Genomic DNA, 26,760 nt, shown 5'->3' on the forward strand with positions numbered 1-26,760 from the left:
GCATGATCCCCGCCCATTCCATGAAGGACAAGACCATCGCGCTCTTCGGGCTCGGCGGGTCGGGCATTGCGACCGCGCAGGCGATCGCCGCAGGCGGCGCCAGAATTGTTGCATGGGACGACAACCCGGAAAGCGTCAGGAAGGCGCAAAGCGCCGGCATCGAAACCGGCGATCTTCGGAACGTCGACTGGAAGCAGTTTTCCTCCTTCGTCCTGTCGCCCGGCGTACCGCTGACCCATCCGCGCCCGCACTGGAGCGTCGATCTTGCGAGAGCAGCCGGCGTTGAGATCATCGGCGACGTCGAGCTTTTCGTGCGCGAGCGCAATCGCGCCGGCAAGAAAAGCCCGTTTATCGCCATCACCGGCACCAACGGCAAGTCGACGACAACTGCCCTCATCGCCCATATCATCAAGGCTTCGGGCCGGGACGTACAACTTGGCGGCAACATCGGCACGGCGGTCATGACGCTGGAGCCGCCGGCGGATAATCGCTTCTATGTCGTCGAATGTTCGTCCTACCAGATCGACCTTGCGCCATCCCTCAACCCGACGGCAGGCATACTTCTCAATCTGACCCCGGACCACCTCGACCGGCACGGCACGATGCAGCATTACGCCGAGATCAAGGAACGTCTGGTGGCAGGAAGCGAAACGGCGATTGTCGGTGTCGATGACAGCTACTGCGCGGCGATAGCGGAGCGGCTGGAGCGGACCGGCAAGCATGTTATTCGTATCTCCAAGCGCATGCCCATCGAGAACGGCTATTTCGCCAAGGGCTCCGATCTCGTCCGCGCCAAGAACGGCGATGCGTCGGTCGTCGCCTCTCTTGCCGGCATCGGTTCGCTCAGGGGCGAGCACAATGCGCAGAATGCGCTTGCCGCGCTTGCCGCCTGCCTCTCAGTCGGGCTGTCGATGGAAGAGATCAATGCGGGCCTGCGCACGTTCCCGGGTCTTGCGCACCGCATGGAGCAGGTAGCCAAGCTCGGCAATACCCTGTTCGTCAATGATTCCAAGGCCACCAATGCCGACGCGGCGGCGCCGGCGCTGTCGTCGTTTCCACGCATCTACTGGATCGCCGGCGGCCTGCCCAAGGAGGGCGGCATTGCCTCGCTTGCCGGCTTCTTTCCGCGCATTGCCAAGGCCTATCTGATCGGAGAAGCCGCTCCGCAATTTGCCGCGACGCTCGGCGATGCAGCGCCCTTCGAGATTTCCGGCACCATCGCCGCTGCCGTCGAACATGCGGCCCGCGATGCCGCAAGCGACAGTTCCGGCGAACCTGTCGTGCTGCTTTCGCCTGCCTGCGCCAGCTTCGACCAGTTTCAGAACTTTGAAAAACGCGGCGAGGCATTTCGCTCCGCCGTCCTCGCGCTTGCGGGCGCATCACCAATTGGAGGCATAGATGGTTAGTCGTATTGACCGTGGTCCCGTCGCCGACTGGTGGTGGACAATAGACCGATTTCTGCTGGCGGCCTGCCTGGCGCTGATGGGCCTGGGGATTCTTCTGTCTTTTGCCGCAAGCCCCGCCGTTGCCGAACGCATCGGCCTTGAGAGCTTCTACTTCGTCAAGCACCAGTCGATGTTCATGGTGCCGGCAGTTGTCGTGATGTTCGCCGTGTCATTCATGGCGCCGCGCACCATTCGCCGCTTTGCCATCATCCTGCTCGGCGTTTCACTCGTCGCGATGGTAGGGGCGCTGTTCTTCGGCATCGAGGTCAAGGGCGCGCGGCGCTGGGTTTCGCTTGCCGGCGTTTCGATCCAGCCGTCGGAATTCATGAAGCCGGCCTTCGTCATCGTCTGTGCCTGGCTCTTCGCCGAGAACGAGCGCCACAAGGATATTCCCGGCAATCTCTTCTCCATGATGCTCTTCGGCGTGGTGGCCGCGCTTCTGGTGGCGCAGCCCGATCTTGGACAAACGATCCTTACGGCAGGCACCTGGGGCGCCATGTTCTTCATGGCAGGGGTCCCGTGGCTTTGGATCATCAGCCTCGGCGTGCTCGGCATGGTCGGGTTCTTCGGCGCCTATACGGTGTTTCCGCACGTCGCCGGTCGTATCGACCGATTTTTGACCGGTGAAGGCGACACGTTCCAGGTCGATGCCGGCCGCGAGGCGATCATACGCGGCGGCTGGTTCGGGCAGGGACCGGGCGAGGGCACGATCAAGCGCATAATCCCCGACAGCCATACGGACTTCATCTTCTCGGTGACGGCCGAAGAGTACGGCATTGCCCTCTGCCTGCTCATTGTCGCGATCTTCGCCTTCATCGTCATTCGCGGCCTGACGATCGCACTCAAGGAGCGGGATGACTTTACCCGCCTTGCAGTGTCGGGTCTCGTCATTCTCTTCGGCTTCCAGTCGATCATCAATATCTCCGTCAATCTCCACCTGATGCCGGCCAAGGGCATGACCCTGCCATTCATTTCCTATGGCGGCTCGTCGCTTATCTCGGTCGCCATATCCACAGGGCTGCTGCTTGCTCTGACGCGGCGCAGGCCTGAAGCGCGGCGGTCGGCCACGCTCGGCAGCGCGAACATGCCTTCCATGGCCGGCGCACGCTGAGGGGTCATGGCAAAGGGGATTATCTTTCTTGCCGCCGGCGGAACCGGCGGTCATCTTTTCCCGGCTCAGGCGCTCGCACATGAGTTGATCGCCCGCGATTGGGAAGTGCATCTTGCCACGGACGACCGGGCGGAGCGGTTTACCGGTGCATTCCCGGCAAAAGCTATTCACGTCGTACGCTCGGCTACGATTGGCGGGCGCAATCCCTTTTCGCTCGCCAGGACTTTCTGGACCCTGTGGCAGGGCAATCTCGATTCACGCAAGCTGTTTCGGGCGATGAAGCCGAAGCTCGTCGCCGGCTTTGGCGGCTACCCGACGCTGCCGCCGCTCTATGCGGCAACCTCGCTGCATATTCCGACGCTCATTCACGAGCAGAATGCGGTCATGGGCCGCGCCAACAAGGCGCTTGCGGCGCGCGTGACCGCAATTGCCGGTGGCTTCCTGCCCGACAATGGCGGCCCATTCGCGCAGAAGACGGTGTTGACGGGCAATCCCGTGCGCCCCGAGGTTCTGGCCGAGGTCGGGAAAACCTATGAGCCAGCGCAGGTATCGGGGCCGTTCCGTTTCCTCGTCTTTGGCGGTAGTCAGGGCGCGCAATATTTCTCGGCGGCGGTCCCCGCGGCGATCGAACTGCTGTCGCGCGAGAACCGGGCGCGTCTGGTGGTGACGCAGCAAGCCCGCCCCGAAGACGAAGCCAAGGTCCGCGCCGCCTATGATGCGCTCGGCATCAGGGCGGACGTCGCTCCGTTCTTCAAGGATATGCCGCACCGCATCGCCGAGGCGCATTTCGTCCTCTCGCGGTCGGGGGCGTCGACGGTTTCGGAGATCGCAGCCATTGGACGGCCGGCCGTGCTCGTGCCGTTTCCGCATGCGCTCGACCATGACCAGGCGGCCAATGCCGCGGCGCTCGCGGCGGCCGGCGGCGCCGAAGTGATCAAGCAGTCGGAACTGTCGCCGGAACGCATCGCCTCGATCCTTGCCAATGCCATGAACGAGCCCGACCGGCTGGCCATGACCGCCGAGAAAGCCCGAAGCACCGGCAAGCCGGAGGCGACATGGTTGCTTGCCGACCTCGCAGAGGCTATTGCAACCGGCCAAAGCGTCGAAAAATTCAAAAAAGGAGTGCGTCCATGAAGATGCCGCTCAACATAGGTCTCGTTCATTTCATCGGTATCGGCGGTATCGGCATGAGCGGCATTGCCGAGGTTCTGCATAATCTCGGCTACAAGGTGCAGGGGTCGGACCAGTCCGACAGCGCCAATGTGCAGCGTCTGCGCGAGAAAGGCATCGAGGTCTTCGTCGGTCACGCGGCCGACAATCTCGGCGACGCGGAAGTGGTGGTCGTCTCGACGGCGATACGGAAATCCAACCCGGAACTCGTCGCGGCGCGCGAAAAGCTGCTGCCCGTCGTTCGCCGCGCTGAAATGCTCGCCGAACTGATGCGTTTCCGTCAAGCGGTTGCCATTGGTGGCACCCATGGCAAGACCACGACGACCTCGATGGTGGCGACGCTGCTCGACGCCGGCAATCTCGATCCGACGGTGATCAATGGCGGCATCATCAACGCCTATGGTACGAATGCACGCATGGGTGAGGGCGACTGGATGGTCGTCGAGGCGGATGAAAGCGACGGCACGTTTCTGAAGCTCCCTGCCGACATTGCCGTCGTGACGAATATCGATCCCGAACATCTCGACCATTACGGGACCTTCGACCGCGTGCGGGAGGCATTTCGCCAGTTCGTCGAAAACGTGCCGTTCTACGGCTTCGGCGTCATGTGCCTCGACCATCCGGAGGTGCAGTCGCTGGTCTCGCGCATCGAGGACCGCCGGGTCATCACCTATGGTGAAAATCCGCAGGCCGATGTGCGCTTCGTCAATCTTGCCGTCAATGGCGCAAGCTCGACATTCGATGTCCAGATCGCCAAGCGCAAGACCGGCGATACAATGGTGATCGAAGGTCTGCATCTGCCAATGCCCGGCCGGCACAATGTGTCGAACGCCACGGCTGCAATCGCCGTCGCCAATGAGCTCGGCATTTCGGCCGAGGACATCAAGAAGGGGCTCGCATCGTTCGGCGGCGTCAAGCGTCGGTTCACCCATACGGGCTCGTGGCAGGGCGTCGAGATTTTCGACGACTACGGCCATCACCCGGTCGAGATAAAGGCCGTGCTGCGGGCGGCGCGCGATTCCGCCAAGGGCAGGGTCATCGCCATCATGCAGCCGCATCGCTTTACCCGGCTCGCCAGCCTTTTTGACGACTTTGCCGCCTGCTTCAACGATGCCGATACGGTTATCGTGGCGCCGGTCTATACGGCGGGCGAGGATCCGATCGAGGGCGTCAATTCCGAAGCTCTGGTTTCGCGCATCCGCACCGCCGCTCACCGGGACGCGCGCTATATCAGCGGGCCCCAGGAAATCGCGCCGCTGATTGCCCAGATTGCCAAGCCTGACGATTTCGTCATTTTTCTCGGTGCCGGCAATATCACGCAATGGGCCTATGCCTTGCCAAAGGAACTGGCGGCGATCTAGATTTGGCGGTTGCGCCGCCAGCGGGATGTGCGGCGCTGTGAACCGTTGGAAGGATAATATGTACTCACTGGTTGACGGCGAGGCCCTGCTGAAGAAGCTGGGCGATCGATTTTCGAAGCTGCGTGGCCGCTTGACGCCCAATATGGGCATGGAGAAAGTCACCTGGTTTCGCGCGGGGGGGCCGGCCGAGGTCATGTTCCAGCCAGCGGATGAAGAAGATCTTGCCGAATTCTTGAAAGCAGTACCTGCTGAGTATCCTATCCTCACGGTCGGCATCGGTTCCAACCTTCTGGTGCGCGATGGCGGTATCCCTGGGTTCGTCGTTCGCCTCTCCGCCAAAGGGTTTGGCGAGGTCGAGCGGGCCGGTGACGTGCAACTGCGCGCAGGCGCAGCAACGCCAGACAAGCGCGTTGCTGCCGCAGCGCTTGAAGCCGGAATTGCCGGCTTTCATTTCTACCATGGCATCCCCGGCGGTATCGGTGGAGCCTTGCGCATGAATGCGGGTGCGAACGGCGTCGAAACGCGCGAACGCGTCGTCGAGGTGCGTGCGCTCGACCGCAAGGGCGAGCTTCATGTGCTTTCCAATGCCGACATGGGCTACGCCTACCGCCATTCGGGTGCGGCGAGCGATCTGATCTTCACCTCGGCGCTATTCGAAGGCACGCCCGGCGACAGGGCTGAGATTCAGGCGGCGATGGACGCGGTTCAGCACCATCGCGAGACCGTCCAGCCGATACGCGAAAAAACCGGCGGCTCGACCTTCAAGAACCCGGAAGGTTCATCGGCCTGGAAGGAAATAGACAAGGCCGGCGGACGTGGATTGATGATCGGCGGCGCCCAGATGTCGCCCATGCACTGCAATTTCATGATCAACACCGGCACCGCGAGCGGACACGATCTCGAGACCCTGGGCGAGACGATCCGCGCCAATGTCCTGAAGAATTCCGGCATCCGGCTCCATTGGGAGATCAAGCGGTTGGGCCGGTTCCGTACCGGCCAGGATGTGCAGGAATTCATGGGGCAGTTGTTGTAGGTCTCTCTGTATTTGTACCAATTGTTGGCATATATTGGTATAAAGGCAGGAGGCTTTCATGGGCAAGAACACGTCCATTTCGTTGGGCGAACACTTCAACGATTTTATCGACGAAGAGATTTCGCAAGGCCGTTATGCTACGGTAAGCGAAGTTGTTCGCGCTGGGTTGCGCTTGCTTGAGGAGCAGGAACTGAGGTTGCAGGCTCTGCGGGCGGCGCTCGATGAAGGTGAAACGAGCGGTACCCCTGTTGAGTTAAACTTCGAAGATTTCCTCAACTCCAAGCGTCGTACAAAACCCGCATGAAGCAATTGCGCATCTCCCCGGCTGCCCTCGCTGATCTAGATCGAATATGGGATTACACCGCCGCAAATTGGGGCGATGACCAGGCCGAGCGATATTTGCGGAAAATCCAAAAAGCATGCGATGATATCTCTACGAGACGGAATTCAGGCAGTTCAGCAGAACATGTCCGCGCCGGATATCGAAAGATGCCTGTTGGCTCCCACCTTCTCTTTTTTCGGCTTGCTGATGACGGCGTGACGGAACTCATGCGTATCTTGCATCAAAGCATGGACGTACCAGCGCATCTTCCCAAGCCCGAATAATCGCGTCATTGCGGGTGTCGAAGCCGCCGCACGCGCTGCCTGAATACCCGCATTTTTTTACGCCGAATTTCATTGTTGAATCATTGAGGGCTTGTCAGCGAATCAACTCTCTGATTCTTTAGGGACAAGCGTTAACTGATTTGAGTCGGCTGCTTTTTTTGCCAGCCTTGGGTGTCTGCGGTCCCGGCCGCCGGACGTACCCGGACTCATGTCTTTTTTCGCGTTGATGGGGAAATTCGAGGGGATGCCTTGATGGCGAAAAAGCATGTTGCAGTGCTGATGGGCGGCTTTTCATCGGAGCGTCCGGTGAGCCTTTCTTCCGGCAATTCCTGCGCCGATGCTTTGGAGGCCGAAGGCTATGCCGTCACCCGCGTCGACGTCGACCGCAACATCGCCAGCGTCCTGAACGACCTTCGGCCCGATGTCGCCTTCAATGCTCTGCACGGCCCCTTTGGCGAGGATGGTACGATCCAGGGCATCCTCGAATTTCTTGAAATTCCCTATACCCATTCTGGCGTGCTGGCCTCTGCGCTTGCCATGGACAAGCAGCAGGCGAAAATCGTCGCCAAGGCGGCAGGCGTGCCTGTCGCGGAAGCGAAGGTGATGAACCGGTTTGACTTCACGTCGGCGCATCCAATGAAGCCACCCTATGTCGTTAAGCCGGTCAATGAAGGTTCGAGCTTTGGCGTCGTTATCGTCAAGGAGGATCAGTCGCATCCGCCGCAGGTCATCACATCGCCGGATTGGAAATATGGCGATACGGTCATGGTCGAGCGCTACATTCACGGCCGCGAATTGACCTGCGCTGTCATGGGCGATGTCGCCATCGGCGTGTGCGAAATCATCCCCGTTGGCCACCAGTTCTACGATTATGATTCAAAATACGTTGCCGGCGGATCAAATCATGTGGTTCCGGCTAAAATTTCACTAAAAATTTACCAAAAAGTACAAACACTGGCACTCAAGGCGCATCAGGCAATTGGATGTAAAGGAATTAGCCGGTCGGACTTCCGTTACGACGACCGTTTTTCCGAAGATGGCGAGCTTATCTGGCTGGAAGTGAATACCCAGCCCGGCATGACGCCAACATCCCTTGTACCGGATATCGCCAAAGCTGCGGGGCATACCTTCGGTGAATTGTTGAGTTGGATGGTGGAGGACGCATCGTGTTTGCGTTGAAGGCTAAAAATGCGCATCCGCGCGCTGCAGTGACGGTCGGTTCGGACCGCACGGCGGGTTTTGGCCGCTTCCGCGTCGTCCTGCCGAAATTCCTGCGCAAGCCGGTCCGCGTCTTCTCGCGCCTCGTCGAGGGCGAACTCACGATCCCCAATCATGTTGGCACCATCGGTGCGGTGGCCTTCTTTGCCTTGACCGGTGCCTATGGTGCGATCCTCGGCGGGCATGCCCCGGAGGTCGTGAAAGTAACGACTTCGACTTTCGGCTTTGCCATCGAGGACGTGAAGGTCGTCGGCAACAGCGAAACCTCGGAGATCGATGTCCTCGGCGCGCTCGGGCTCGACGGTGAGACCTCGCTGGTGGGGCTGAGCGCGGCGGATGCGCAAAAGGCCGTTGCGACGCTGCCCTGGGTCGAATCCGTCGATGTTTTCAAGGTCTATCCCAACACCATCCAGATCTCGATCCACGAGCGCACCGCGCTGGCGGTCTGGCAAAACGGCTCCGAGCTTTCGGTGATCGATGCGGATGGCCGCGTGATCGTCCCCTATACGGGCGGACGCAGCGCCTCGCTGCCGCTGGTTATCGGCGCCGGTGCTGAAAAGCAGGCGAAGCTGCTGTTTGCGCAGATGGCGGCGTACCCGCAGATCGCAGCTGAGGCAAAAGCCTATGCGCGCGTTGGCGATCGTCGCTGGGACCTGTTCTTGAAGAATGGCGTGACGGTGATGCTGCCCGAGGGGCAGATCAAGCAGGCTCTCGCCGACATCGTCGAAATGGACAACAAGTCCGGCATCCTGTCGCGCGACATCGCCTCGGTGGACATGCGTTTGACAGACCGCGTGGTTGTGCGGCTCACGCCCGACGCGATGATGCAGCGTGTTGAGTATTTGAAGGCGCGGGACAAGGCGCCAAAGCGTTCGGAGAAGCGTGTATGAGTATTCTGAACGGAAAGAGCACCTCGAATGGAGCGCCATCCGCCAAGCGGACGCGCTCCTTGACGGTTCTCGACATCGGATCGAGCAAGGTCTGCTGCATTATTGCGCGGTTGCGTCCGCGCGAGGAAAGCGCGCTTCTGCCTGGCCGAACCCATCGCATTGAAGTGCTTGGCATCGGTCACCAGAAGTCGCGTGGCATCAAGTCCGGTGTCATCGTCAATCTCGATGCGGCTGAACAGGCGATCCGCCTTGCCGTCGATGCGGCGGAGCGCATGGCAGGCCTCACGGTCGACTCGATGATCGTCAATATTTCATCGGGACGGCTCAAGAGCGAGACGTTCTCCGCCAGCATCAATCTTGGTGGTCATGAAGTCGACCAGGCCGACATCCGCCGCGTTCTTGCCGCCGGCGCCAAGCAGGCGCTTGCCACCGAACGGCATCTCGTACACTCCCTGCCGGTCGCCTACGGTCTCGATGGCGAGCGCGGTATTCGCGATCCGCTCGGCATGATTGGCGATACACTCGGTGTCGATATGCATGTGCTGACAGCTGATGCTGCGCCGCTGCGCAACCTCGAGCTTTGTGTCAATCGCTGCCATCTCTCGGTCGAGGCGATCATCGCAACACCCTATGCCAGCGGCCTTTCGGCCCTCGTCGATGACGAAGCCGAGATGGGTGCCGCCTGCATCGACATGGGCGGCGGCACGACCACCATCTCCGTCTTCTCCGAGGGCAAGTTCATTCATGCCGATGCCATCGCCATCGGCGGCAATCACGTGACGATGGACGTCGCACGCGGCCTCTCCGCGCACATGGACGATGCCGAGCGGCTCAAGGTGATGCACGGTTCGGCCCTGCCGAGCGCGGCCGACGATCGCGATCTCATCAGCGTGTCGCCGCTCGGCAACGACGCGCGGGATGTCCCCAACCAATATCCGCGTGCCGTGCTCACGCGCATCATCCGCGCCCGCGTCGAGGAGACGCTGGAGCTTGCGCGCGATCGTCTCAATCAGTCCGGTTATGGGCAGATCGTTGGCAAGCGCGTCGTACTTACAGGTGGAGCCAGTCAGTTGGCAGGGCTGCCGGAAGTCGCCCGCCGCATCCTGGCTCGCAATGTGCGCATAGGTCGTCCTCTCGGCGTTACGGGGCTTCCCGAAGCAGCCAAGGGTCCGGCCTTCTCCGCAGCGGTCGGTCTTTTGATCTATCCGCAGGTAGCAGGCATCGAGGAGCGTTCTGTAAAGGCCGGTTCATCATCGCTGATGACAGGTACAGGTGGGCGTTTTCAGCGTATCGGCCAGTGGCTGAGAGAGAGTTTTTGATCAATCGGGGAAACCCAAAAGAAAATGCCGCAGCGGCGAGGCGGTAAGGACGAAAAGGAACGAGACACATGAGCATCAATCTGCAAAAGCCGGATATTACCGAGCTTAAGCCCCGCATCACCGTGTTCGGTGTTGGCGGTGGCGGTGGCAATGCGGTCAATAACATGATCAATGCCGGCTTGCGCGGTGTTGAGTTTGTTGTGGCCAATACCGACGCACAGGCGCTGTCGCAATCGAAGGCGGAACGCCTCATTCAGCTGGGCGCTGCCGTTACCGAAGGCCTCGGCGCTGGATCGCAGCCGGAAGTTGGCCGCGCAGCCGCCGAAGAGTGCATCGACGAGATCATTGATCATCTGTCGGGCACGCATATGTGCTTCGTCACCGCCGGTATGGGCGGCGGTACGGGTACGGGCGCTGCTCCGGTCGTTGCCCGTGCGGCGCGCGAAAAGGGCATCCTCACCGTCGGCGTCGTTACCAAGCCGTTCCATTTCGAAGGCCAGCGCCGCATGCGCACCGCCGATATGGGCATTGCCGACCTGCAGAAGAATGTCGATACGCTCATCGTCATTCCGAACCAGAACCTCTTCCGCATCGCCAATGACAAGACGACCTTTGCCGACGCTTTCGCGATGGCCGATCAGGTCCTCTATTCGGGCGTTGCCTGCATTACCGACCTCATGGTCAAGGAAGGCCTCATCAATCTCGATTTCGCCGACGTTCGCTCGGTGATGCGTGAGATGGGCAAGGCAATGATGGGCACCGGTGAAGCTTCGGGCGATGGCCGCGCAATGGCCGCCGCGGAGGCTGCGATCGCCAACCCGCTCCTCGACGAAACCTCGATGCGCGGCGCCAAGGGCCTCCTGATCTCGATCACCGGCGGCCGTGACATGACGCTGTTCGAGGTGGACGAGGCGGCAACGCGTATCCGCGAAGAAGTCGACCAGGATGCCAACATCATCCTCGGTGCCACATTCGATGAAAGCCTCGAAGGCATCATCCGCGTTTCGGTCGTCGCTACCGGCATCGACAAGCAGGTTGGGGAATCGGCGCCTGCGCCGATCGAATTTCGCCAGCCCATGAAGCCTGTGGCGAAGCCCGCGCCGCAGCCGGCAGCACGGGTCGAGACCGTAGCCCGTCCGGTTGTACAGCAGCCGGCCGCCCGCACCGCCGATCCGGTCGCCGATGTGATCCGCGCCGCCGAACACGACGTTCCGCAGCGCGCACCCCAGCCAATCGAGCAAGAGTTCCGTCCGCAAAGCCGGATCTTCCAGGCGCCTGCACCGGAAGTCTTCGATGCACCGATCGCTGCCGCACCGGTTCAGCCCGTGCATCAGCCGGCACCGCAGCCGCAAATGCAGGCCGCTCCCGTGCAGCCTGCTGCGCCGCGCATGCCCAACGTCGCCGATTTCCCGCCTGTCGTTCAGGCGGAACTCAGCGCACGTGATATGGCGTCGCGCGATCATGGCCGCGAGCAGGCCGCTTACGAGCCGCAGGAAGACCGCGGACCGATGGGCCTCCTCAAGCGCCTGACCGCTGGCTTGACCCGCCGCGAAGACGAGACCGCACGCCTCGAGCCGGCGCAGCCGCGCGAACCGGCAATGCGCCCAGCCGAGCCACGCCGCCCGCTGTCACAGGATGCGTCGATCTACGCGCCACGCCGTGGACAGCTCGACGATCAGGGCCGCGTGCAGCCGCAGTCGCGTCAGGCTTCCGAAGACGACCAGTTGGAAATCCCGGCCTTCCTGCGCCGACAGGCCAACTGATCTGATCACGGATTGTTAACGAATATGAATTCCGCCACTCAAATTGTGGCGGAATTTCTCTTTAAAACCATTGAATTGGCATGAAAACGACTTAGCTGCACGCATGGCGGTTTCGTTACAAATGTCCCGAAACCGTGATTTTGCTTCGCAAGGCGCCATCTGTATCTTGCGCTGCAATATGACAGGGTGGTTGATTCCGCGGCAACGCCGCGCGTCAATCAGATGTCCAGACCGGATATCGATCCGGCAAGTTCACAGGCAAGGGGTTCAATGCGCGATTTCCAGACGACGATTGCAGGACGCATCACGCTTTCAGGAGCGGGCGTTCATAGCGGCGCCCCCGTCAGCCTGACCTTCCTGCCCGCCGATCCAGATACCGGCATCGTGTTCCACCGGGTGGACGGCAAGGGCGATACGCACCCGATCAAGGCGCTGGTGTCGCAAGTCGGGACGACCGATCTTTCGACGACACTGACGAATGGCGCCGGTCTCACCATCAGCACTGTCGAACATGTCATGGCTGCGATTGCCGGCGCGGGCATCGACAACATGACCATCGAAATCGATGGGCCGGAAGTGCCGATCCTCGACGGAACGTCGCTCGCCTTTCTCGATGCCTTCGAAGAGGCCGGATTTGTGCGCCAGGCGGCCAAGCGCCGTTTCATCCGCATTCTGAAGCCGACGCGGATCGAGTCGGGCGCTTCCTGGGCCGAGTTTCGCCCCCATGACGGCACGCGCTACGAGGTTGAGATCGATTTCGAGACGCCGATTATCGGCCGCCAGAAATTTGCCGCCGATATGGACGAGAGGACCTTCCGCAAGGAGATCGCACGGGCGCGCACCTTCGGGTTCATGCGCGATGTCGAAAAGCTCTGGGCCGCCGGGCTGGCGCTCGGTTCCTCGCTCGACAACTCGCTCGTCATCGGCGACGACAATTCGGTGATCAATCCGGGCGGACTGCGCTACAAGGATGAATTCGTGCGTCACAAGACGCTCGATGCCATCGGCGACCTTGCGCTTGCGGGTGCGCCGTTTATCGGTTGTTTCCGTTCCTATCGGGGCGGGCACCGGCTCAATGCGGCTATGCTGCGCGGGCTTCTGTCGGATCATTCGGCTTTCGAAATCGTGGAAATGGCCGGAAAGCGCAGCCAATCGCGCGGGGCGACGCTTGTTGCGGTCAACGCGCCGGTATTCGCACCCTGGGTCCTGTAGTCCGATGAATTGAAACCGGCTGCGCCGGCGTCGTCACGTAGAAACAGCGTTTCTATTGCTCATCGGATTCGGTCGCCGGATGGCAGACTAACACTAGCACGGCCGCTGGAACCCTATTCTTACCCTGGGGTCTGCTCCTATGGGTCGACAGAAACAGCGCTGCGCACTGCCTCGGTCATGATGGCGGCGAGGCGAAGGGTTGCCGGTTCGGCATGCGCTTGCGAGCGATGCAGGAGGAGACTGAGCGACGGCAGCCCGGGCAGGCCGCTTACAACCGGCGCCAGAGGCTGGACGCTGGCCGGCAGTCCAACCGGTGTTCGAACAGTTACGCCCAGTCCTGCCGCCGTTGCCGCCCACAGGCCGGCAAGGCTGGGGCTGGTAAAGGCGAGGCGCCAGGCGATGCCGGCACGATCGAGCGCGTTGGTGGCGGCAGTGCGCAGCAGGCAAGGCGCTTCGAGGCATGCCAAGGGCAGAGGATCGTCAGCAACTGCCAGCCGTTCAATTGACGCATTGGCCGAACCTACCCAGCACATCGGCACCTCGGCAATGCGCTCGCAATAGGGCGTAACCGCCCCGTCGCTCCAGGCGAGCGCGAGATCGAGTTTCCCGGAGGTGACGCGATCGATCAATTCGGCGTTGCGCGCAACACGGGCTTCGATGCGAACCTTTGGATGGGCGCGTGCAAACTGGCCCAGTACCTGTGGCAAAATGGTCTCGCCGAAATCCTCCTGCAGGCCAAGCCGCACCCAGCCTTCGAGTTCGCTGCCGTTGATCGCTACAATAGCCTCGTCATTGAGATCGAGCAGGCGGCGCGCATAAGCCAGCATGGTTTCTCCGGCATCCGTCAACGCAAGACCGCGACCTTGCTTGACGAAGATATCCGTGCCGGCCTGCTGCTCCAATTTTCTCAATTGCGAACTGACGGCAGAGGTCGACCGCCCAAGCTTGTCAGCAGCCTTTGCGAAGCTGCCAAGCTCGACGCCAGCGACGAATGTCCTCAGCACCTCGAGATCCAATGTGATCTGCCGCATTTTAACTATCCTATATTTTAGGATCAATTGTTTAAATTATTCTAATTTTAAGGACCATCATGAGCGCGTATAGTCGCTGGGTCAAGCAAAGTTGCGCAAGAATCCAAGGACTATAACGATGCCATTCACTCGGATCACACTGCTGGAGGGAAAGTCGCCGGAGTATTTGAAGGGGCTTTCCGACAGCCTGCATCAGGCAATGGTGGAAACATTCGACGTGCCGGCGGCAGATCGGTTCCAGGCGATCCACCAGTTGCGCCCCGGCGAACACATATTCGATCGCACCTATTTCGGCGGGCCGCGCTCCGACGATTTTGTCGTCTTTACCATCACCACGGGCAAGCCACGGGACACGGCGACCAAGAGAGCGTTCTACAAGCGGCTCGTGGCATTGCTTGCAGAGTCCCCGGGGGTAAGACCCGAGGACGTCATGATCATCGTCAGCACATCGAGCCGGGACGAGTGGTCGTTCAGCAACGGCGAAACCCAGATGCTGGATGGCGCTGCCATCGAGGAGGCCCGGACATGATCGCCATGCAATATAGCTTCACGCTGCCCGCCGACTACGACATGTCGATCATCGACAGACGGATCGCCGAAAAGGGGCCGCTTCTCGATAACCTGCCCGGCCTTAAGTTCAAAGCTTACCTGACAGCGCGTAAAGGCAGCAGAAGTACCGAAAATCTCTACGCGCCCTTCTACGTCTGGGACGATGAATCCGGCATGATGGACTTTATCTGCGGAAATGGTTTCGCCAACCTGACACAGTCGTTCGGCTGGCCCGCAGTCCGGACCTGGTTCGTCTGGGAGGCGCAGATCGCGCGGAACGTCCGGGAAGCAGTCGCAGCAACGCGGCAACTTCGCGAAACGCCGGCCTATGCACCGCTTGCGGATTTGCGCAGGCGCGAGAGCGCCGAAGTGTTCGAGGATGTCGAGCAGAACGGCGCGTTGGCGTCGATTTCTGCTTTCGAGCCGACGACCTGGACGCGCGTGCGCTTTCAGCTATGGGGCGAGAGAAATTCAGCCAGACCAGGTGAGACGTTCGATGTCGGGCACGTTTCCTTTCCGGGAGGGGCACAACCCGATTAGACTTTCGTAGGGCTTTTAACGGCCGTATGTCCATGCAACGAGTAACGCTGTCGGCATCCGCAGGTCCAGCGCGACCGACGCTCGTGGAGCCGGTCGTGAATTCGGAATTAAAGACATCGCTAGCCAGCCGTTCGCTCATTGCACTTGCCATGCTGAACTTCTTCTTGGCCGATGCGCGCGATGGGCTTGGTCCGTTTCTTGACGGGTTTCTGGCAACGCGCGGATGGACGCCGGTAACGCTCGGCTTCATAGCGATGATTGGCGGCATACTCGGAATGGTCGCGACGCCCTTGTTTGGAGCCATGGTGGACGCGTCGCGGCATAAGCGACTGCTGATCATTGTGCCCGTCGTGCTGGTCAATGCCGGTGCGCTTTGGACACTTGTCAGCCCCGACAACCTGTCGGTGTTCGGTGGGCAGTCTGCGACCGCTATTGTCGGCGCGATTATCGGCCCCGCGCTCATGGGCCTCACGCTTGGCCTCGTGGGCGAGAAGAAGTTTCCGGGACAGGTGGCCAGCAACGAATTCTGGAACCACGCCGGAAATGTCGTTTCCATGGCCGGAACATTCGGGGCCATCCTTATGTTCGGCGAACGTGGCGTGGTCGCGCTCATGCTGATCACCGCCGTCGCCAGTATCGTTGCCGTACTCGCAATCGACCCGGATGAAATCGACAATGACGTCGCGCGCGGCCTTGTTCCTGAACGCGATAATGACAACGGCCCGTCCGGCTTTGCCGTGCTCTTCGACAATAAGGGCTTGATCTTTCTTGCCGTGACGCTGCTGATCTTTCATTTTGGCAATGCACCCATCACCCGGTTAGTAGCGCAGAATTTTTCGGTCCAGCTTGGGACGCCGTTCCGGACAACGGCAATTACGATAGGGGTCGCGCAGCTGGCGATGATCGTTGCCGCACTCGCCACGCCAATGTTGATCAGGCGCTTTGGCCTCGCTTCCGTGTTCATTATCGCCCTTGCCGCGCTGCCCATACGCGGCGCGATTGCCGGAACGCTGACAAGTTTTGTATCGATCTTCCCTGTCCAGATCCTTGACGGCGTTGGCGCAGGTCTGATCGGCATTGCGACGCCGATCGCGGCGGAACGGATTCTGTCGGGAACCGGACGCTTCAATGTCGGCCTGGCCGCAGTCATGACAGTGCAGGGCATCGGCGCTTCACTCAGCAATGCGGTCGCCGGTTGGCTCACTCAAATAGGCGGTTACAGCCTGGCCTATTGGGTGCATGGCGGCGTAGCGGTGCTGGCGCTTCTCCTGTTTCTTGCCACAAGAAACTCCATTGCGCCGGACAGCCCAATAACGCGAGTACGTGGGCCGAAAGCGGCTGCAGAATCGCCTTAGGCATTCATAGATGGCGGAGCGGTGAAATTGCCGAGCTTCAAGGCTTTGCGGAACCTGCATTCAACAACTGCCTCAACCTTATGATTTGAAGCATATTATCCGGTTTCCGAAGTAATGTTGTCTGCCAATTCCGCCACCTTTTTGAGCTCCGCCACAAAATTGGACGATTGGATGGCAATAAGATTGCTGATTCTTTCGGCTTGTGGTTTATGAACGCCCAACCGACGGTAAGATTGACTTTGTTTGAGCATGAGTCGCAAGCGTGGCCAACAGGTTTGCGAGTGATGCTCTTGAATTATGTGTGGGGCCGGAGAGAGCATGGCGAACTGCAGAATGTCGATGAATAAGCGGTTTGGCGGCAAGGCCAGACTGACCCTTCTCCTTGTTCCGATCGCCGGCGCATTGGCAATTACAGGTTGTGCATCCAAGGATGACGATATCGATCTCAACGCCTATGTCGACACGATCGAGCCCGCCGACGTTCTTTACAATCAGGCGCTCGCCAATCTGAATTCCGGCCGTCTCGACGAGGCCGCCAAGAAGTTCGACGCGGTCGACCGCCAGCATCCCTATTCGGAGTTTGCGCGCAAGTCGCTGGTCATGGGCGCCTTCGCCAATTACCGCGCCGGCAAGTATGACGAAGCGGTCAACATGACCAAGCGCTACATCGCGCTCTATCCGAACCAGCCGGAAGCGGCTTACGCCTATTACATCACCGGCCTTGCCTACTATCGCCAGATCCCGGACGTGACGCGCGAACAGAGCATGACGCGCCGTTCGATCGCCGCCTTCAACGAGGTGGTCGAGCGTTTCCCGGATTCCGAATATGTCGAAGACTCGCGTGCCAAGATCCGCTTCGGCCGCGATCAACTCGCCGGCAAGGAAATGCAGGTGGGCCGCTACTATCTGGAGCGGAAGGATTATGTCGCCGCCATCAAGCGCTTCCGCGGCGTTGTCGAGCAATATTCGAACACCCGCCACGTTGAAGAAGCTTTGGCGCGCCTGACCGAGGCTTACTATGCCTTGGGCGTAACCAACGAAGCGCAGGCCGCGGCCGCTGTGCTCGGCCAGAACTATCCGGACAGCCAGTGGTACAAGGACAGCTACAAGCTCTTGCAAAGCGGTGGATTGCAGCCGCGTGAAAGCGCTGGATCGTGGCTTTCCAAGGCCGCAGCGGCTATTACTGGTGGCAAAGACGGCGTCTGACCCTAACCTGAGCGATCCATGCTTTCGCATTTGTCGATCCGCGATATTGTTCTGATTGAACGGCTCGACATCGAGTTTCGCGATGGCCTGTCGGTGCTGACCGGCGAGACCGGTGCCGGCAAATCCATTCTTCTCGACGCGCTGTCGCTGGCTCTCGGCGCGCGCGGCGACGCCTCGCTCGTTCGCCATGGTGCCGACCAAGGCCAGGTAACGGCGATATTCGATGTGACACGCGGTCATCCGGCCCGTGCCTTGCTGCGAGACAACGATATCGATGACGACGGCGACATCATCCTGCGCCGCGTCCAGACCGCTGACGGCCGCAGCCGCGTGTTCATCAATGATCAGGCGGCAAGTGTGACCCTGCTGCGCGAGCTCGGGAAACGGCTTGTCGAAATTCACGGACAGCACGATGATCGGGCTCTTGTCGATATCGACATTCATCGCACGCTGCTCGACGCCTTCGGGGCGCTGGAAGTCAAGGCGGCGCAAGTTCGCGACCTGTACAAGGCATGGCGCGACGCGGAGCATTCGCTCGTGCGCCACCGGGCCAAGGTGGAGGCCGCCGCGCGCGAGGCCGACTATTTGCGCGCCTCCGTCGAAGAACTCGCCAAGCTCGATCCTGAGCCACAGGAAGAAGAGACGCTGGCGATCAAGCGGACGGATATGATGCGATCCGAAAAGATTTCGGGCGATGTCAACGATGCCAATGAGGTGCTTTCGGGCAACGGGTCGCCAGTGCCCTCGCTGGCGAGCCTCGTGCGCCGGCTCGAACGCAAGGTTCCAGAAGCGCCGCAACTGCTCGAACCGGTCGTCAAGGCGATCGATGAAGCGCTCAATGCACTCGCCGAAGCGCAAAATGGCGTCGAACATGCAATTCGTGCCATTGATTTTGACCCGCGCGTGCTCGAACAGACGGAGGAGCGACTTTTTGCTCTGCGTGCGGCTGCGCGTAAATATTCCGTCGCGGTCGATGATCTTGCCGCGCTGCGCGATCGGATGGATGCCGATCTCGCCGATATCGACGCAGGCGCCGAGCGGCTTGCCGCGCTGGAAGTCGAGGCAACTGCAGCGCGCGATGCTTATGATCGTGCGGCGGCTGTGCTCTCGGCCGATCGGCGCGAAACCGCTGATCATCTCAAGCAGGCGGTGATGGCCGAACTGCCGGCGCTCAAGCTCGAGCGCGCCGAGTTCATCGTCGAAATCAAGACGGATACGGCAAACCGCACCGCCGATGGCATCGACACGATCGAATACTGGGTGCGGACAAACCCCGGCACGCGTGCCGGGCCCATGATGAAGGTGGCGTCAGGGGGCGAACTTTCGCGCTTTCTGCTGGCGCTCAAGGTGGCGCTCGCCGATCGTGGTTCGGCCCCGACCCTCGTCTTTGACGAAATCGACACGGGCGTCGGCGGCGCAGTTGCCGATGCGATCGGCCAGCGGCTGCGTCGCCTTGCCGGTCAGGTGCAGGTGCTTTCGGTAACGCACGCGCCGCAGGTGGCCGCGAGGGCGCAGACACACTTTCTCATTGCGAAATCGGCAGCCGGAAATGACCGGGTTGCGACATCCATCCGGGCGATGGAAACGAACGACCGGCAGGAGGAAATCGCCCGCATGCTTGCTGGCGCCAGCGTCACCGACGAGGCCCGCGCCGCGGCGGTACGGCTTTTGCGCGAGAACGCCGCAGCCATTTCCTGAGTTATGGCAGGAGGTGGCGGCTGCGCCGCCAACGCGCAGATTGCACGATGCTTTTCGCAATGTGTTAGGCTAATCTCCCGTCCGAATCCGTATATTCAGCGTCGGACAGGCCATGGCAGACACCCCCGTAGAAAAACTGACTGAGCCGGAAGCGGCCGAGGAACTTGGCCGTCTGGCGGCAGAGATCGCCCAGCACGACTATCGCTATAATACGGAGGACGCGCCGATCATCTCGGATGCCGAGTATGACGCCCTGCGCCGACGCAACCTTGCCATCGAGCAGCGCTTCCCGCACCTGAAGCGCGAAGATTCGCCCTCCAACAAGGTCGGCGCCAGCGTCTCGGAAAAGTTCGGCAAGGTTACGCATGCCATTCCAATGCTGTCGTTGGACAACGCTTTTTCTGACAGCGATGTTGCGGATTTCGTCGGCCGTATCCGCCGCTTTCTCAAGCTTGGTGCGGACGCCCCGGTAGCCATCACTGCCGAGCCGAAGATCGATGGCCTGTCGCTGTCCCTGCGCTACGAACTCGGGCGGCTCGTGACGGCGGCGACGCGCGGCGACGGGGCGACCGGCGAGAATGTCACGCTCAATGCCCGTACCGTTGCGAGCATTCCGAACGTCCTCAGCGGCAAACCGCCAGAGGTGCTTGAGGTGCGCGGCGAGGTCTATATGAGCCATGCGGATTTCGCCGCACTCAATGAACGCCAGGCCAAGGAAGGCAAGCAAATCTTCGCCAACCCGCGCAATGCCGCGGCAGGATCGCTGCGCCAGCTTGATGCCACGATCACGGCGTCGCGCCCGCTGCAGTTCTTTGCCTATGCCTGGGGCGAAATAAGCGAAATGCCGGCGAAGACCCAGATGGGGATGGTTGCGGCCTTCAAGGACTATGGTTTCCGCGTCAACCCGCTGATGAAGCGCTTCGAGACGGTGGAGGGGCTGGTCAAGCACTACCACGAGATCGAGGAACAGCGCGCGCTTCTCGGCTACGACATCGACGGGGTGGTCTACAAGGTCGACGAGCTTGCCCTGCAGCGGCGTCTCGGCTTCGTTTCGCGCAGCCCGCGCTGGGCCATCGCCCACAAGTTCCCGGCGGAACGGGCGATGACCATATTGCGCGGCATCGATATCCAGGTCGGCCGCACGGGTGCGCTGACGCCGGTTGCGCGGCTGGAGCCGGTCACGGTAGGCGGCGTTGTCGTCACCAACGTCACCCTGCACAATGAAGATTACATCAAGGGTATTGGTCAGAACGGCCAGCCGATCAGGGAAGGTCGCGACCTGCGTATCGGCGATACGGTCGTCGTGCAACGCGCCGGCGACGTCATTCCGCAGATCGTCGATATCGTGGCCGACAAGCCGCGCGGATCGGCTCCTTACGTCTTTCCCGACACATGCCCGGCTTGCGGCTCCCATGCCGTGCGCGAGGAAGGCGAGGCGGTGCGTCGCTGCACCGGCGGGCTGATCTGCCCGGCCCAGGCCGTGGAGCGGATACGGCACTTCGTCTCGCGCAACGCGTTCGACATTGAGGGACTTGGCGAAAAGCAGGTCGAGTTTTTCTTCAAATCGGACGATCCTGCGCTCCATATCGGCACGCCTGCCGACATCTTCACGTTGAAGAAGCGGCAAGCCAACTCGTTGACAAAGCTGGAAAATATCGACGGCTTTGGCACCTTGTCGGTCAAAAAGCTCTATGACGCCATTGACGACAGGCGGGAAGTGTCATTGAGCCGCTTCATCTACGGCCTTGGCATACGCCATGTCGGCGAAGTCAATGCGAAGCGGCTGGCGAAAGCCTTTCGCTCCTATGCCCGGCTGGCCGAGACAGCCATGGCCGCCGAGATGCCGAAGGACAGATCCGACAAGGGCAACGATGCCTGGCGCGAACTCAACGATGTTGAAGGTATCGGCAGCATCGTTGCCGAGGCGCTCGTCGATTTTTACGCGGAGGAACATAATCGCGAGGCGCTTGCGGCGCTTCTTGCCGAAGTCACACCGCTCGACGAGGAAGTAAAGACAGTCAACGACTCGCCCGTGGCGGGCAAGACGATCGTCTTCACAGGGTCGCTCGAGCGCATGTCACGTGATGAGGCAAAGGCGATGGCCGAACGCTACGGCGCTAAGACCGCGGGGTCAGTCTCCAAGAAAACCGATCTTGTCGTTGCCGGGCCAGGCGCCGGCTCGAAGCTCGCGCAGGCGCAGACCCTCGGCATCGAGGTCATCGACGAGGATTCGTGGTTTACGTTGGTGGGGGCATGAGCGAGCCGCTGTTCAAGGGCTTTGGCGACAAGGCGTTGCCTTTCCTCAAAGCGCTGGATTTCCATCAGAATCGGGAATGGTTCCTCGAAAACAAGGATCTTTTCGAGGCCCATCTCTACGAACCGCTCGGCGATCTCGTCGAAGACCTGATCGCCCGCTTCGAAAAGGCAGGCCTCCCGTTTAAAGGTGATCGCAAGAAGTCGCAGTTTCGGATAAAGCGCGACACGCGCTTCGCCAAGGACAAGAGCCCCTATAACCGGCATCTTTCGGCATTGCTTTCTCCGGACGGCAGTAAATGGACCGAAACCGGATGCTTTTACGTTTGCGTCGGGCTCGAAGATTATCGCGGCTGCTATGCGGCGGTGGCCTGGTGGCAGCCGAAGGGCGAGCTCCTCACCGCCATGCGCAAATCGATTGTCACGAAGCCGGAGAAATACCGTGCGATGGTCGAGGCCCTGCGCAGGAACGGCCTTGAATTGCGCGACAGCGACCGGTTGAAGCGAACGCCGCGCGGCTTTGACGACGTGACGGATGCGGATCTGATCGAAGCGTTGCGCAACCGGAGTTTCGTCGTGCGCCATGCGATTGACCCTGGGGCCATTACCGCGCCGGAGCTTGCCGATGATCTGTTTGATTTCGCCTTGCGATCCAGACCGCTGATCGACTGGGGTCGATCCATCGAGGGCACGCTCGTCACTGAAGTCGCTACATTGTGAACCTATCAGCAGGGGCACCGGAAAGGATTCACTGCAGCAACATTGATCTTATCGATCAACAAATCTCGCGTGACACACTCGCGCGTATAGCCTAGAGCACGGCGATGGACGAACAAATATATCAGCGGACGGCCACCGGCGAGACGAGTTCCCGCACGCAGTTTTGGGAAGGCTTTGTAAAGGGCCTGCCGATCATGGTCGCGTCGGCGCCGTTCGGGCTGCTGTTCGGCGCCCTTGCCATCGACAACGGTTTTACTGTCGGCGAAGCGGTGTTCATGAGCGCCTCGATTTTCGGCGGTGCCAGCCAGATGGTCGGCATCGAACTCTTTGGCCATAATGTCCCTGCCTGGCTGATCGTATTTTCGATCTTTGCGGTCAATTTCCGGCACGTGCTCTATTCGGCAGCAGTCGGACGGCGTATCGGCCATTTCAAGCCGCTGCAGGGCCTGTTGAGCTATTTCCTGCTCACCGATCCGCAATATGCGGAAACCGAGAAGCGGGCTGAATCCGGCAAGCCTGTAACCTTTATCTGGTACCTCGGGGTTGCGACGCCGATCTATGTCATGTGGGTGCTGGAGGCCTGGATCGGCGGCCTCTTCGGCAATCTCATTTCAGATCCGCATGCGCTTGGCATCGACATGCTGCTGCCGATCTATTTTCTCGGTCTCGTCATGGGGTTCCGCAAGCGCGATAATTGGGGGCCCATCGTCATCGCCAGTGGCGTCGTATCGATCATCGCCTACAAGACCATCGGCTCGCCTTGGCATGTGAGCATTGGCGCAATCGCCGGCATCCTCGTCGCCGTCATCGTCGCCAAACCTGAAAAAGCGCAAGGGAAGGACTGAGATGTCGTCGATCTTCTGGATTACGGTTGCCGGCGCGATCCTGACTTTCCTCACCCGTATCGGCGGGCACCTCGTACTCTCGCGCTTTGAGCGCATTCACCCGCGCGTCGAGGTTGCCCTCAATGCCGTTCCTGCGGCGGTATTGACGACGCTTGTCGCGCCTGCCATCGCCACTGCCGATTGGCGCGGGCTGGTTGCGCTCGTCTTTGCCGGGCTGGTTTCGCTGCGCTTCAATGCGCTGACGATGTTTCTTGCCGGCGCAGCAATGATCATCCTGCTGCGCCAGTTTTCCTGAGCCGATCTCAGCCCTTCGGTTCGTGGCTGAAGGGTTCCGTCGCCGCGATAAGCCACTCGCGTTCCTCGCCGCTCGCATGCGGCAGCAGGGTTTCGCGCACGCGGGCGTGATAATCGTCAAGCCAGACGAGTTCATCGCGCACGAGAAGATCGGTGTCGATGAGGCGCTTGTCGATCGGGCACAGGGTGATCGTCTCGAAACCCATCATCGGCAAGTCGCCGCCCTCCGGCACCGAAGGCTCGGTGACGATCAGCAGGTTCTCGGTACGGATACCGTAGCCGCCGGGCTTGTAATAGCCGGGCTCGTTCGAAAGGATCATGCCCGGAAGCAGCTCATGGACGCCACGCTTCGAGATGCTCTGCGGCCCCTCGTGAACGGACAGGAACGAGCCGACGCCGTGGCCGGTGCCATGGCCATAGTCGTAACCCTGCTTCCACAAGGCAATACGGGCGAGAACGTCGATATCCATGCCACGTGTTCCCTTCGGAAAACGCGCCGTGGAAATAGCGATCATGCCCTTGAGCACAAGGGTGAACTTGCGCTTCATGTCCTCGGTCGGCGTGCCGACCGGCAAGGTGCGGGTGATATCGGTGGTGCCGTCGCGGTATTGCCCGCCGCTATCGATCAGATAAAGTTCGCCGTCCTGGAGCACGCGGTTCGACTGGGTGCTGACGCGGTAGTGGGCGAAAGCGCCGTTCGGACCAGCGCCGGAAATGCTGTCGAAGGACAGGTTTTCGAGCGGCATCTGGAAACCTTCGGCAACCTTGCGCCGCGTTTCTTCAAGCTTGGTCGCCGCCTTGATCTCGTCGATCGTGCCGGGTGCCTGCGTGTCGATCCACGACAGGAATGACACCATGGCGACGCCGTCGCGCTCATGCGACTTGCGGGCGCCCTGAAGTTCCACAGCATTCTTCAACGCTCGTGGCAGGCGTGCGGGATCAAGTCCATCGGCCACCTTGCCGCCTGCCTGCTCGATGATCAGGCGCAGTTTTTCTGCTGCAAGCGCCGGGTCGAGCATCACCGTCTTGCCTCCAGCGGCAAAGGCAGCAACGTCGCCTTCGAGGGTCGACGGCGCGCGCAGCGTCGAAAGCTGGGTGAGGTATGCTTCGGTCTCGATCGGCAGCTTGCGCTTGTCGATGAAGAGAAGCGGCTCCCCGCTTGCCGGGATGAGGGCAAAGGCGAGTGGGAGCGGCGTATTGCTGACATCGTTGCCGCGAATGTTGAAAGCCCAGGCGATCGATGACGGATCGGTGAGGATAGTCGCATCGGCCTTGGCCTTGGCGACCGTCGCGGCCATCTCATGCAGTTTCTCGCTGGCAAGCTTGCCCGCATATTTTTCGGGCTGGATCGTGACCTGTTCGAGCGGCGCCGAAGGCTGGTCGTCCCAGATCAAATCAACGAGATTATCCTTCACCGCAACGAGCGAGCCGCCATTTTTCTCGAGCGCCTCGCGCAGCGCCTTGGTTTCGCTTATCGTATGAAGCCAGGGGTCGAAGCCGATCGTGAATTTCCGTTCGGCGTTGCGCAACCATACCGGCGGCGGCGTATCGACCAGGCTTTCCACGGTGAAAACGTTCGGATCGGTCTGTTCGGCCGCCTGCAATGTGTAGCGGCCATCGACAAAGAGATAGGCCTTGTCCTTCATGATCAAGGCGACGCCGGCCGATCCGGTGAAGCCGGTCAGCCATGCGAGCCGGCGCGCGCGCGCGGGCACGTATTCGCCCTGATGCTCGTCGGCGCGCGGTACCAGAAATCCGTCGAGACCAAGGGATTCGAGTTCGGCGCGCAGTTTTGCAACGCGGGGGCCGCCGGTAGCTGGATTGCTGACGACCTCAAACGACTGGAACATGATTAATCTGACCTCTTTTGTTGGAGGCCGAACCTATCGCCACGGCCGGGCTCGCGCAATGGAAGAGGCGATGCGTAGAGCGAATTTTGCCGGGGGAATCAGCAGCCGCACAGGAAGATTGCAGAATTATTGCGGGGCGCATGTGTGAGGTGCATCACTGCCATGCGTGAACCGCGCTAGCGGGAGGCGGGCAAAATCAGCTAGATTCGAAGCGGGAGGATCGGTCTGCCACCATAATCACGGAGATGAGACATGGCCCAGAAGATCCGCGGATTTTTCAAGACAGCCCTTGAAAACCTGGTTTCCTGTCGCACGGCCCAAATGGGCCGCTATGCCGTGCGCGCCATCGACGCGCCGCGCGAAAGATACCGGCACAGGATCTATTCCGTTTGACGCTTCAGTAGGTTGCCCGGGACTTGAGGTGCAGCGTCACCCAGCCTTCGCGGTGCAGCGTCTTCTGGTGGAATAGCCCCTGGATACGATAGGCGGCCAAAACCTTTTCGCGCTGTGAATCCAGTATTCCGGAAAGGATCAGCGAGCCGCCATAGGCGAGGTGCCTGCGCATTTCGGGCGCGAGCTGCATCAGCGGCCGGGCCAGGATATTGGCAACGATCAGATCGAATGGCGCCGCAAGACGCATTGCCGGATGGTGGAATCCGGTCGCCGTTTCGGTTTTGACGCGAGCGGCGACACCGTTCTTGACGACATTTTCGCGGGCGACCGCCACCGCAACAGGATCGATATCGGTCGCGAGCACCGGGATCGGTGCGAGCTTGGCGATGCCGATGGCAAGGACTGCACTGCCTGTGCCGAGATCAAGCGCGTTTTGCGGATGATCCCTGCGGATCACTTCGCCGATCATGTCGAGACAGCCGGACGTCGTGCCGTGGTGGCCGGTACCGAAAGCCTGGCCAGCGTCGATCTCGATGGCGAGATCGTTGATCCGCCGCTTGTCGCGATCATGCGAACCATGGACGAAGAAGCGTCCGGCGCGCACAGGTTTCAGTCCTTCGAGCGAATGCGCCACCCAGTCGATATCCGGCACCTGTTCGCGCTGGAGCTCAAGGCCGAACATATCGCTTCCGAGTGCGTCGCGCATGCGCGCCTCGATCTCGTCGGGCTCGAACGTATAGACGGAGACTTCGAAGATTTCGCGATCTTCATCGATTTCCGAGGAAGATATTGGCAGGCCGTCCTCTTCGAATGCGCGCTCCAGCATGGCGAAGACGCGGCCGGCCTCGATCTTGCCGGCGGTGAGGAAAAGACGGGTCTGCGTGGTCATCAGGGAACT

General features: G+C 60.7%; 25 protein-coding genes. 22 read left to right on the forward strand and 3 right to left on the reverse strand.

The features are described 5' to 3' along the window. The first annotated feature begins 2 nt into the window (after positions 1-2). The 12 genes from murD (at position 3) to lpxC (ending at position 13,128) form a co-directional block, all read left to right on the forward strand. Entirely contained in the window at positions 3-1,406 is a 1,404-nt protein-coding gene (gene murD / locus BLR72_RS03220) for a UDP-N-acetylmuramoyl-L-alanine--D-glutamate ligase (protein WP_091945019.1), read from the forward strand. Then, on the forward strand, positions 1,399-2,556 hold the full coding sequence (gene ftsW / locus BLR72_RS03225; protein ID WP_027231904.1) for a putative lipid II flippase FtsW: 1,158 nt from the start codon (positions 1,399-1,401) through the stop codon (positions 2,554-2,556). The genes murD and ftsW overlap by 8 nt, the downstream gene beginning before the upstream one ends. A gap of 6 nt (positions 2,557-2,562) precedes the next feature. Continuing rightward, positions 2,563-3,690 carry an undecaprenyldiphospho-muramoylpentapeptide beta-N-acetylglucosaminyltransferase gene (gene murG / locus BLR72_RS03230; RefSeq protein WP_091945022.1) on the forward strand — a complete coding sequence of 376 codons (1,128 nt, stop codon included), beginning with the start codon at positions 2,563-2,565 and terminating at the stop codon, positions 3,688-3,690. Continuing rightward, positions 3,687-5,087, forward strand: coding sequence for a UDP-N-acetylmuramate--L-alanine ligase (murC, locus tag BLR72_RS03235; RefSeq protein ID WP_091945025.1), 1,401 nt, complete (start codon positions 3,687-3,689; stop codon positions 5,085-5,087). Before murG ends, murC begins: the two co-directional genes overlap by 4 nt. A gap of 58 nt (positions 5,088-5,145) precedes the next feature. Beyond that, on the forward strand, positions 5,146-6,120 hold the full coding sequence (gene murB / locus BLR72_RS03240) for a UDP-N-acetylmuramate dehydrogenase (RefSeq protein WP_091945028.1): 975 nt from the start codon (positions 5,146-5,148) through the stop codon (positions 6,118-6,120). Positions 6,121-6,178: 58 nt separating this feature from the next. Beyond that, complete coding sequence (locus tag BLR72_RS03245) at positions 6,179-6,424, forward strand: type II toxin-antitoxin system ParD family antitoxin (protein ID WP_091945031.1); 246 nt, start codon at positions 6,179-6,181, stop codon at positions 6,422-6,424. After that, positions 6,421-6,726, forward strand: coding sequence for a type II toxin-antitoxin system RelE/ParE family toxin (locus tag BLR72_RS03250; protein ID WP_091945035.1), 306 nt, complete (start codon positions 6,421-6,423; stop codon positions 6,724-6,726). The genes BLR72_RS03245 and BLR72_RS03250 overlap by 4 nt, the downstream gene beginning before the upstream one ends. A gap of 252 nt (positions 6,727-6,978) precedes the next feature. Further along, the gene (locus tag BLR72_RS03255) at positions 6,979-7,905 is read left to right on the forward strand and encodes a D-alanine--D-alanine ligase (protein WP_091945037.1); all 927 of its coding nucleotides are present in this window, start codon (positions 6,979-6,981) and stop codon (positions 7,903-7,905) included. Next, on the forward strand, positions 7,893-8,834 hold the full coding sequence (locus tag BLR72_RS03260; RefSeq protein ID WP_091945040.1) for a cell division protein FtsQ/DivIB: 942 nt from the start codon (positions 7,893-7,895) through the stop codon (positions 8,832-8,834). The genes BLR72_RS03255 and BLR72_RS03260 overlap by 13 nt, the downstream gene beginning before the upstream one ends. Further along, entirely contained in the window at positions 8,831-10,153 is a 1,323-nt protein-coding gene (gene ftsA / locus BLR72_RS03265; RefSeq protein ID WP_091945042.1) for a cell division protein FtsA, read from the forward strand. Before BLR72_RS03260 ends, ftsA begins: the two co-directional genes overlap by 4 nt. 68 nt (positions 10,154-10,221) lie before the next feature. Next, positions 10,222-11,916 carry a cell division protein FtsZ gene (gene ftsZ / locus BLR72_RS03270; RefSeq protein WP_091945045.1) on the forward strand — a complete coding sequence of 565 codons (1,695 nt, stop codon included), beginning with the start codon at positions 10,222-10,224 and terminating at the stop codon, positions 11,914-11,916. 270 nt (positions 11,917-12,186) lie between these two features. Continuing rightward, positions 12,187-13,128 (forward strand): UDP-3-O-acyl-N-acetylglucosamine deacetylase, encoded by a 942-nt coding sequence (gene lpxC / locus BLR72_RS03275; protein WP_091946534.1) that lies wholly within the window; start codon positions 12,187-12,189, stop codon positions 13,126-13,128. A gap of 137 nt (positions 13,129-13,265) precedes the next feature. Here lpxC and BLR72_RS03280 read toward each other — a convergent pair whose 3' ends face one another. After that, positions 13,266-14,159: a LysR substrate-binding domain-containing protein gene (locus tag BLR72_RS03280; RefSeq protein WP_091945048.1), complete on the reverse strand. Its 894-nt coding sequence runs from the start codon at positions 14,157-14,159 to the stop codon at positions 13,266-13,268. Between the two features lie 118 nt (positions 14,160-14,277). On the opposite strand from BLR72_RS03280, the gene BLR72_RS03285 reads away from it, so the two are divergent. The 9 genes from BLR72_RS03285 (at position 14,278) to BLR72_RS03325 (ending at position 23,620) form a co-directional block, all read left to right on the forward strand. After that, positions 14,278-14,688 (forward strand): tautomerase family protein, encoded by a 411-nt coding sequence (locus BLR72_RS03285; protein ID WP_091945050.1) that lies wholly within the window; start codon positions 14,278-14,280, stop codon positions 14,686-14,688. Then, positions 14,685-15,248, forward strand: a complete 564-nt coding sequence (locus BLR72_RS03290; RefSeq protein ID WP_091945052.1) for a DUF4865 family protein — start codon at positions 14,685-14,687, stop codon at positions 15,246-15,248. The genes BLR72_RS03285 and BLR72_RS03290 overlap by 4 nt, the downstream gene beginning before the upstream one ends. 149 nt (positions 15,249-15,397) lie before the next feature. Then, a complete protein-coding gene (locus BLR72_RS03295) occupies positions 15,398-16,603 on the forward strand; it encodes an MFS transporter (protein ID WP_244506636.1) in 1,206 nt (401 codons plus the stop codon). Between the two features lie 339 nt (positions 16,604-16,942). Continuing rightward, entirely contained in the window at positions 16,943-17,809 is an 867-nt protein-coding gene (locus BLR72_RS03300; RefSeq protein WP_091946539.1) for an outer membrane protein assembly factor BamD, read from the forward strand. A gap of 18 nt (positions 17,810-17,827) precedes the next feature. Then, on the forward strand, positions 17,828-19,507 hold the full coding sequence (gene recN, locus BLR72_RS03305) for a DNA repair protein RecN (RefSeq protein WP_091945054.1): 1,680 nt from the start codon (positions 17,828-17,830) through the stop codon (positions 19,505-19,507). A gap of 112 nt (positions 19,508-19,619) precedes the next feature. Further along, positions 19,620-21,764: an NAD-dependent DNA ligase LigA gene (ligA, locus tag BLR72_RS03310; RefSeq protein ID WP_091945056.1), complete on the forward strand. Its 2,145-nt coding sequence runs from the start codon at positions 19,620-19,622 to the stop codon at positions 21,762-21,764. Then, a complete protein-coding gene (locus BLR72_RS03315) occupies positions 21,761-22,480 on the forward strand; it encodes a DUF2461 domain-containing protein (protein ID WP_091945058.1) in 720 nt (239 codons plus the stop codon). Before ligA ends, BLR72_RS03315 begins: the two co-directional genes overlap by 4 nt. 104 nt (positions 22,481-22,584) lie before the next feature. Further along, complete coding sequence (locus BLR72_RS03320) at positions 22,585-23,325, forward strand: AzlC family ABC transporter permease (RefSeq protein ID WP_091945060.1); 741 nt, start codon at positions 22,585-22,587, stop codon at positions 23,323-23,325. 1 nt (position 23,326) lies between these two features. Next, positions 23,327-23,620, forward strand: a complete 294-nt coding sequence (locus tag BLR72_RS03325) for an AzlD family protein (RefSeq protein WP_027231884.1) — start codon at positions 23,327-23,329, stop codon at positions 23,618-23,620. Between the two features lie 7 nt (positions 23,621-23,627). Here the strand turns inward: BLR72_RS03325 and BLR72_RS03330 are convergent, their stop codons facing one another. Beyond that, on the reverse strand, positions 23,628-25,472 hold the full coding sequence (locus BLR72_RS03330) for an aminopeptidase P family protein (protein WP_175492296.1): 1,845 nt from the start codon (positions 25,470-25,472) through the stop codon (positions 23,628-23,630). Between the two features lie 249 nt (positions 25,473-25,721). On the opposite strand from BLR72_RS03330, the gene BLR72_RS22370 reads away from it, so the two are divergent. Then, positions 25,722-25,862, forward strand: a complete 141-nt coding sequence (locus tag BLR72_RS22370; protein WP_153668675.1) for a hypothetical protein — start codon at positions 25,722-25,724, stop codon at positions 25,860-25,862. Positions 25,863-25,866: 4 nt separating this feature from the next. On the opposite strand, the gene BLR72_RS03335 is transcribed toward BLR72_RS22370, so the two are convergent. Beyond that, positions 25,867-26,751, reverse strand: a complete 885-nt coding sequence (locus BLR72_RS03335) for a 50S ribosomal protein L11 methyltransferase (protein WP_091945063.1) — start codon at positions 26,749-26,751, stop codon at positions 25,867-25,869. Positions 26,752-26,760: the final 9 nt, after the last annotated feature.

The organism is Phyllobacterium sp. YR620 (genome assembly GCF_900104165.1).
In the GTDB taxonomy this organism is placed as follows: domain Bacteria; phylum Pseudomonadota; class Alphaproteobacteria; order Rhizobiales; family Rhizobiaceae; genus Phyllobacterium; species Phyllobacterium pellucidum.

Coding starts and splice junctions, on each gene's coding strand:
- murD (WP_091945019.1), top strand. CDS start 3: ATGATCCCCGCCCATTCCATGAAGGACAAGACCATCGCGCTCTTCGGG.
- ftsW (WP_027231904.1), top strand. CDS start 1,399: ATGGTTAGTCGTATTGACCGTGGTCCCGTCGCCGACTGGTGGTGGACA.
- murG (WP_091945022.1), top strand. CDS start 2,563: ATGGCAAAGGGGATTATCTTTCTTGCCGCCGGCGGAACCGGCGGTCAT.
- murC (WP_091945025.1), top strand. CDS start 3,687: ATGAAGATGCCGCTCAACATAGGTCTCGTTCATTTCATCGGTATCGGC.
- murB (WP_091945028.1), top strand. CDS start 5,146: ATGTACTCACTGGTTGACGGCGAGGCCCTGCTGAAGAAGCTGGGCGAT.
- BLR72_RS03245 (WP_091945031.1), top strand. CDS start 6,179: ATGGGCAAGAACACGTCCATTTCGTTGGGCGAACACTTCAACGATTTT.
- BLR72_RS03250 (WP_091945035.1), top strand. CDS start 6,421: ATGAAGCAATTGCGCATCTCCCCGGCTGCCCTCGCTGATCTAGATCGA.
- BLR72_RS03255 (WP_091945037.1), top strand. CDS start 6,979: ATGGCGAAAAAGCATGTTGCAGTGCTGATGGGCGGCTTTTCATCGGAG.
- ftsA (WP_091945042.1), top strand. CDS start 8,831: ATGAGTATTCTGAACGGAAAGAGCACCTCGAATGGAGCGCCATCCGCC.
- ftsZ (WP_091945045.1), top strand. CDS start 10,222: ATGAGCATCAATCTGCAAAAGCCGGATATTACCGAGCTTAAGCCCCGC.
- lpxC (WP_091946534.1), top strand. CDS start 12,187: ATGCGCGATTTCCAGACGACGATTGCAGGACGCATCACGCTTTCAGGA.
- BLR72_RS03280 (WP_091945048.1), bottom strand. CDS start 14,159: ATGCGGCAGATCACATTGGATCTCGAGGTGCTGAGGACATTCGTCGCT.
- BLR72_RS03285 (WP_091945050.1), top strand. CDS start 14,278: ATGCCATTCACTCGGATCACACTGCTGGAGGGAAAGTCGCCGGAGTAT.
- BLR72_RS03290 (WP_091945052.1), top strand. CDS start 14,685: ATGATCGCCATGCAATATAGCTTCACGCTGCCCGCCGACTACGACATG.
- BLR72_RS03295 (WP_244506636.1), top strand. CDS start 15,398: ATGCTGAACTTCTTCTTGGCCGATGCGCGCGATGGGCTTGGTCCGTTT.
- BLR72_RS03300 (WP_091946539.1), top strand. CDS start 16,943: ATGAATAAGCGGTTTGGCGGCAAGGCCAGACTGACCCTTCTCCTTGTT.
- recN (WP_091945054.1), top strand. CDS start 17,828: ATGCTTTCGCATTTGTCGATCCGCGATATTGTTCTGATTGAACGGCTC.
- ligA (WP_091945056.1), top strand. CDS start 19,620: ATGGCAGACACCCCCGTAGAAAAACTGACTGAGCCGGAAGCGGCCGAG.
- BLR72_RS03315 (WP_091945058.1), top strand. CDS start 21,761: ATGAGCGAGCCGCTGTTCAAGGGCTTTGGCGACAAGGCGTTGCCTTTC.
- BLR72_RS03320 (WP_091945060.1), top strand. CDS start 22,585: ATGGACGAACAAATATATCAGCGGACGGCCACCGGCGAGACGAGTTCC.
- BLR72_RS03325 (WP_027231884.1), top strand. CDS start 23,327: ATGTCGTCGATCTTCTGGATTACGGTTGCCGGCGCGATCCTGACTTTC.
- BLR72_RS22370 (WP_153668675.1), top strand. CDS start 25,722: ATGGCCCAGAAGATCCGCGGATTTTTCAAGACAGCCCTTGAAAACCTG.
- BLR72_RS03335 (WP_091945063.1), bottom strand. CDS start 26,751: ATGACCACGCAGACCCGTCTTTTCCTCACCGCCGGCAAGATCGAGGCC.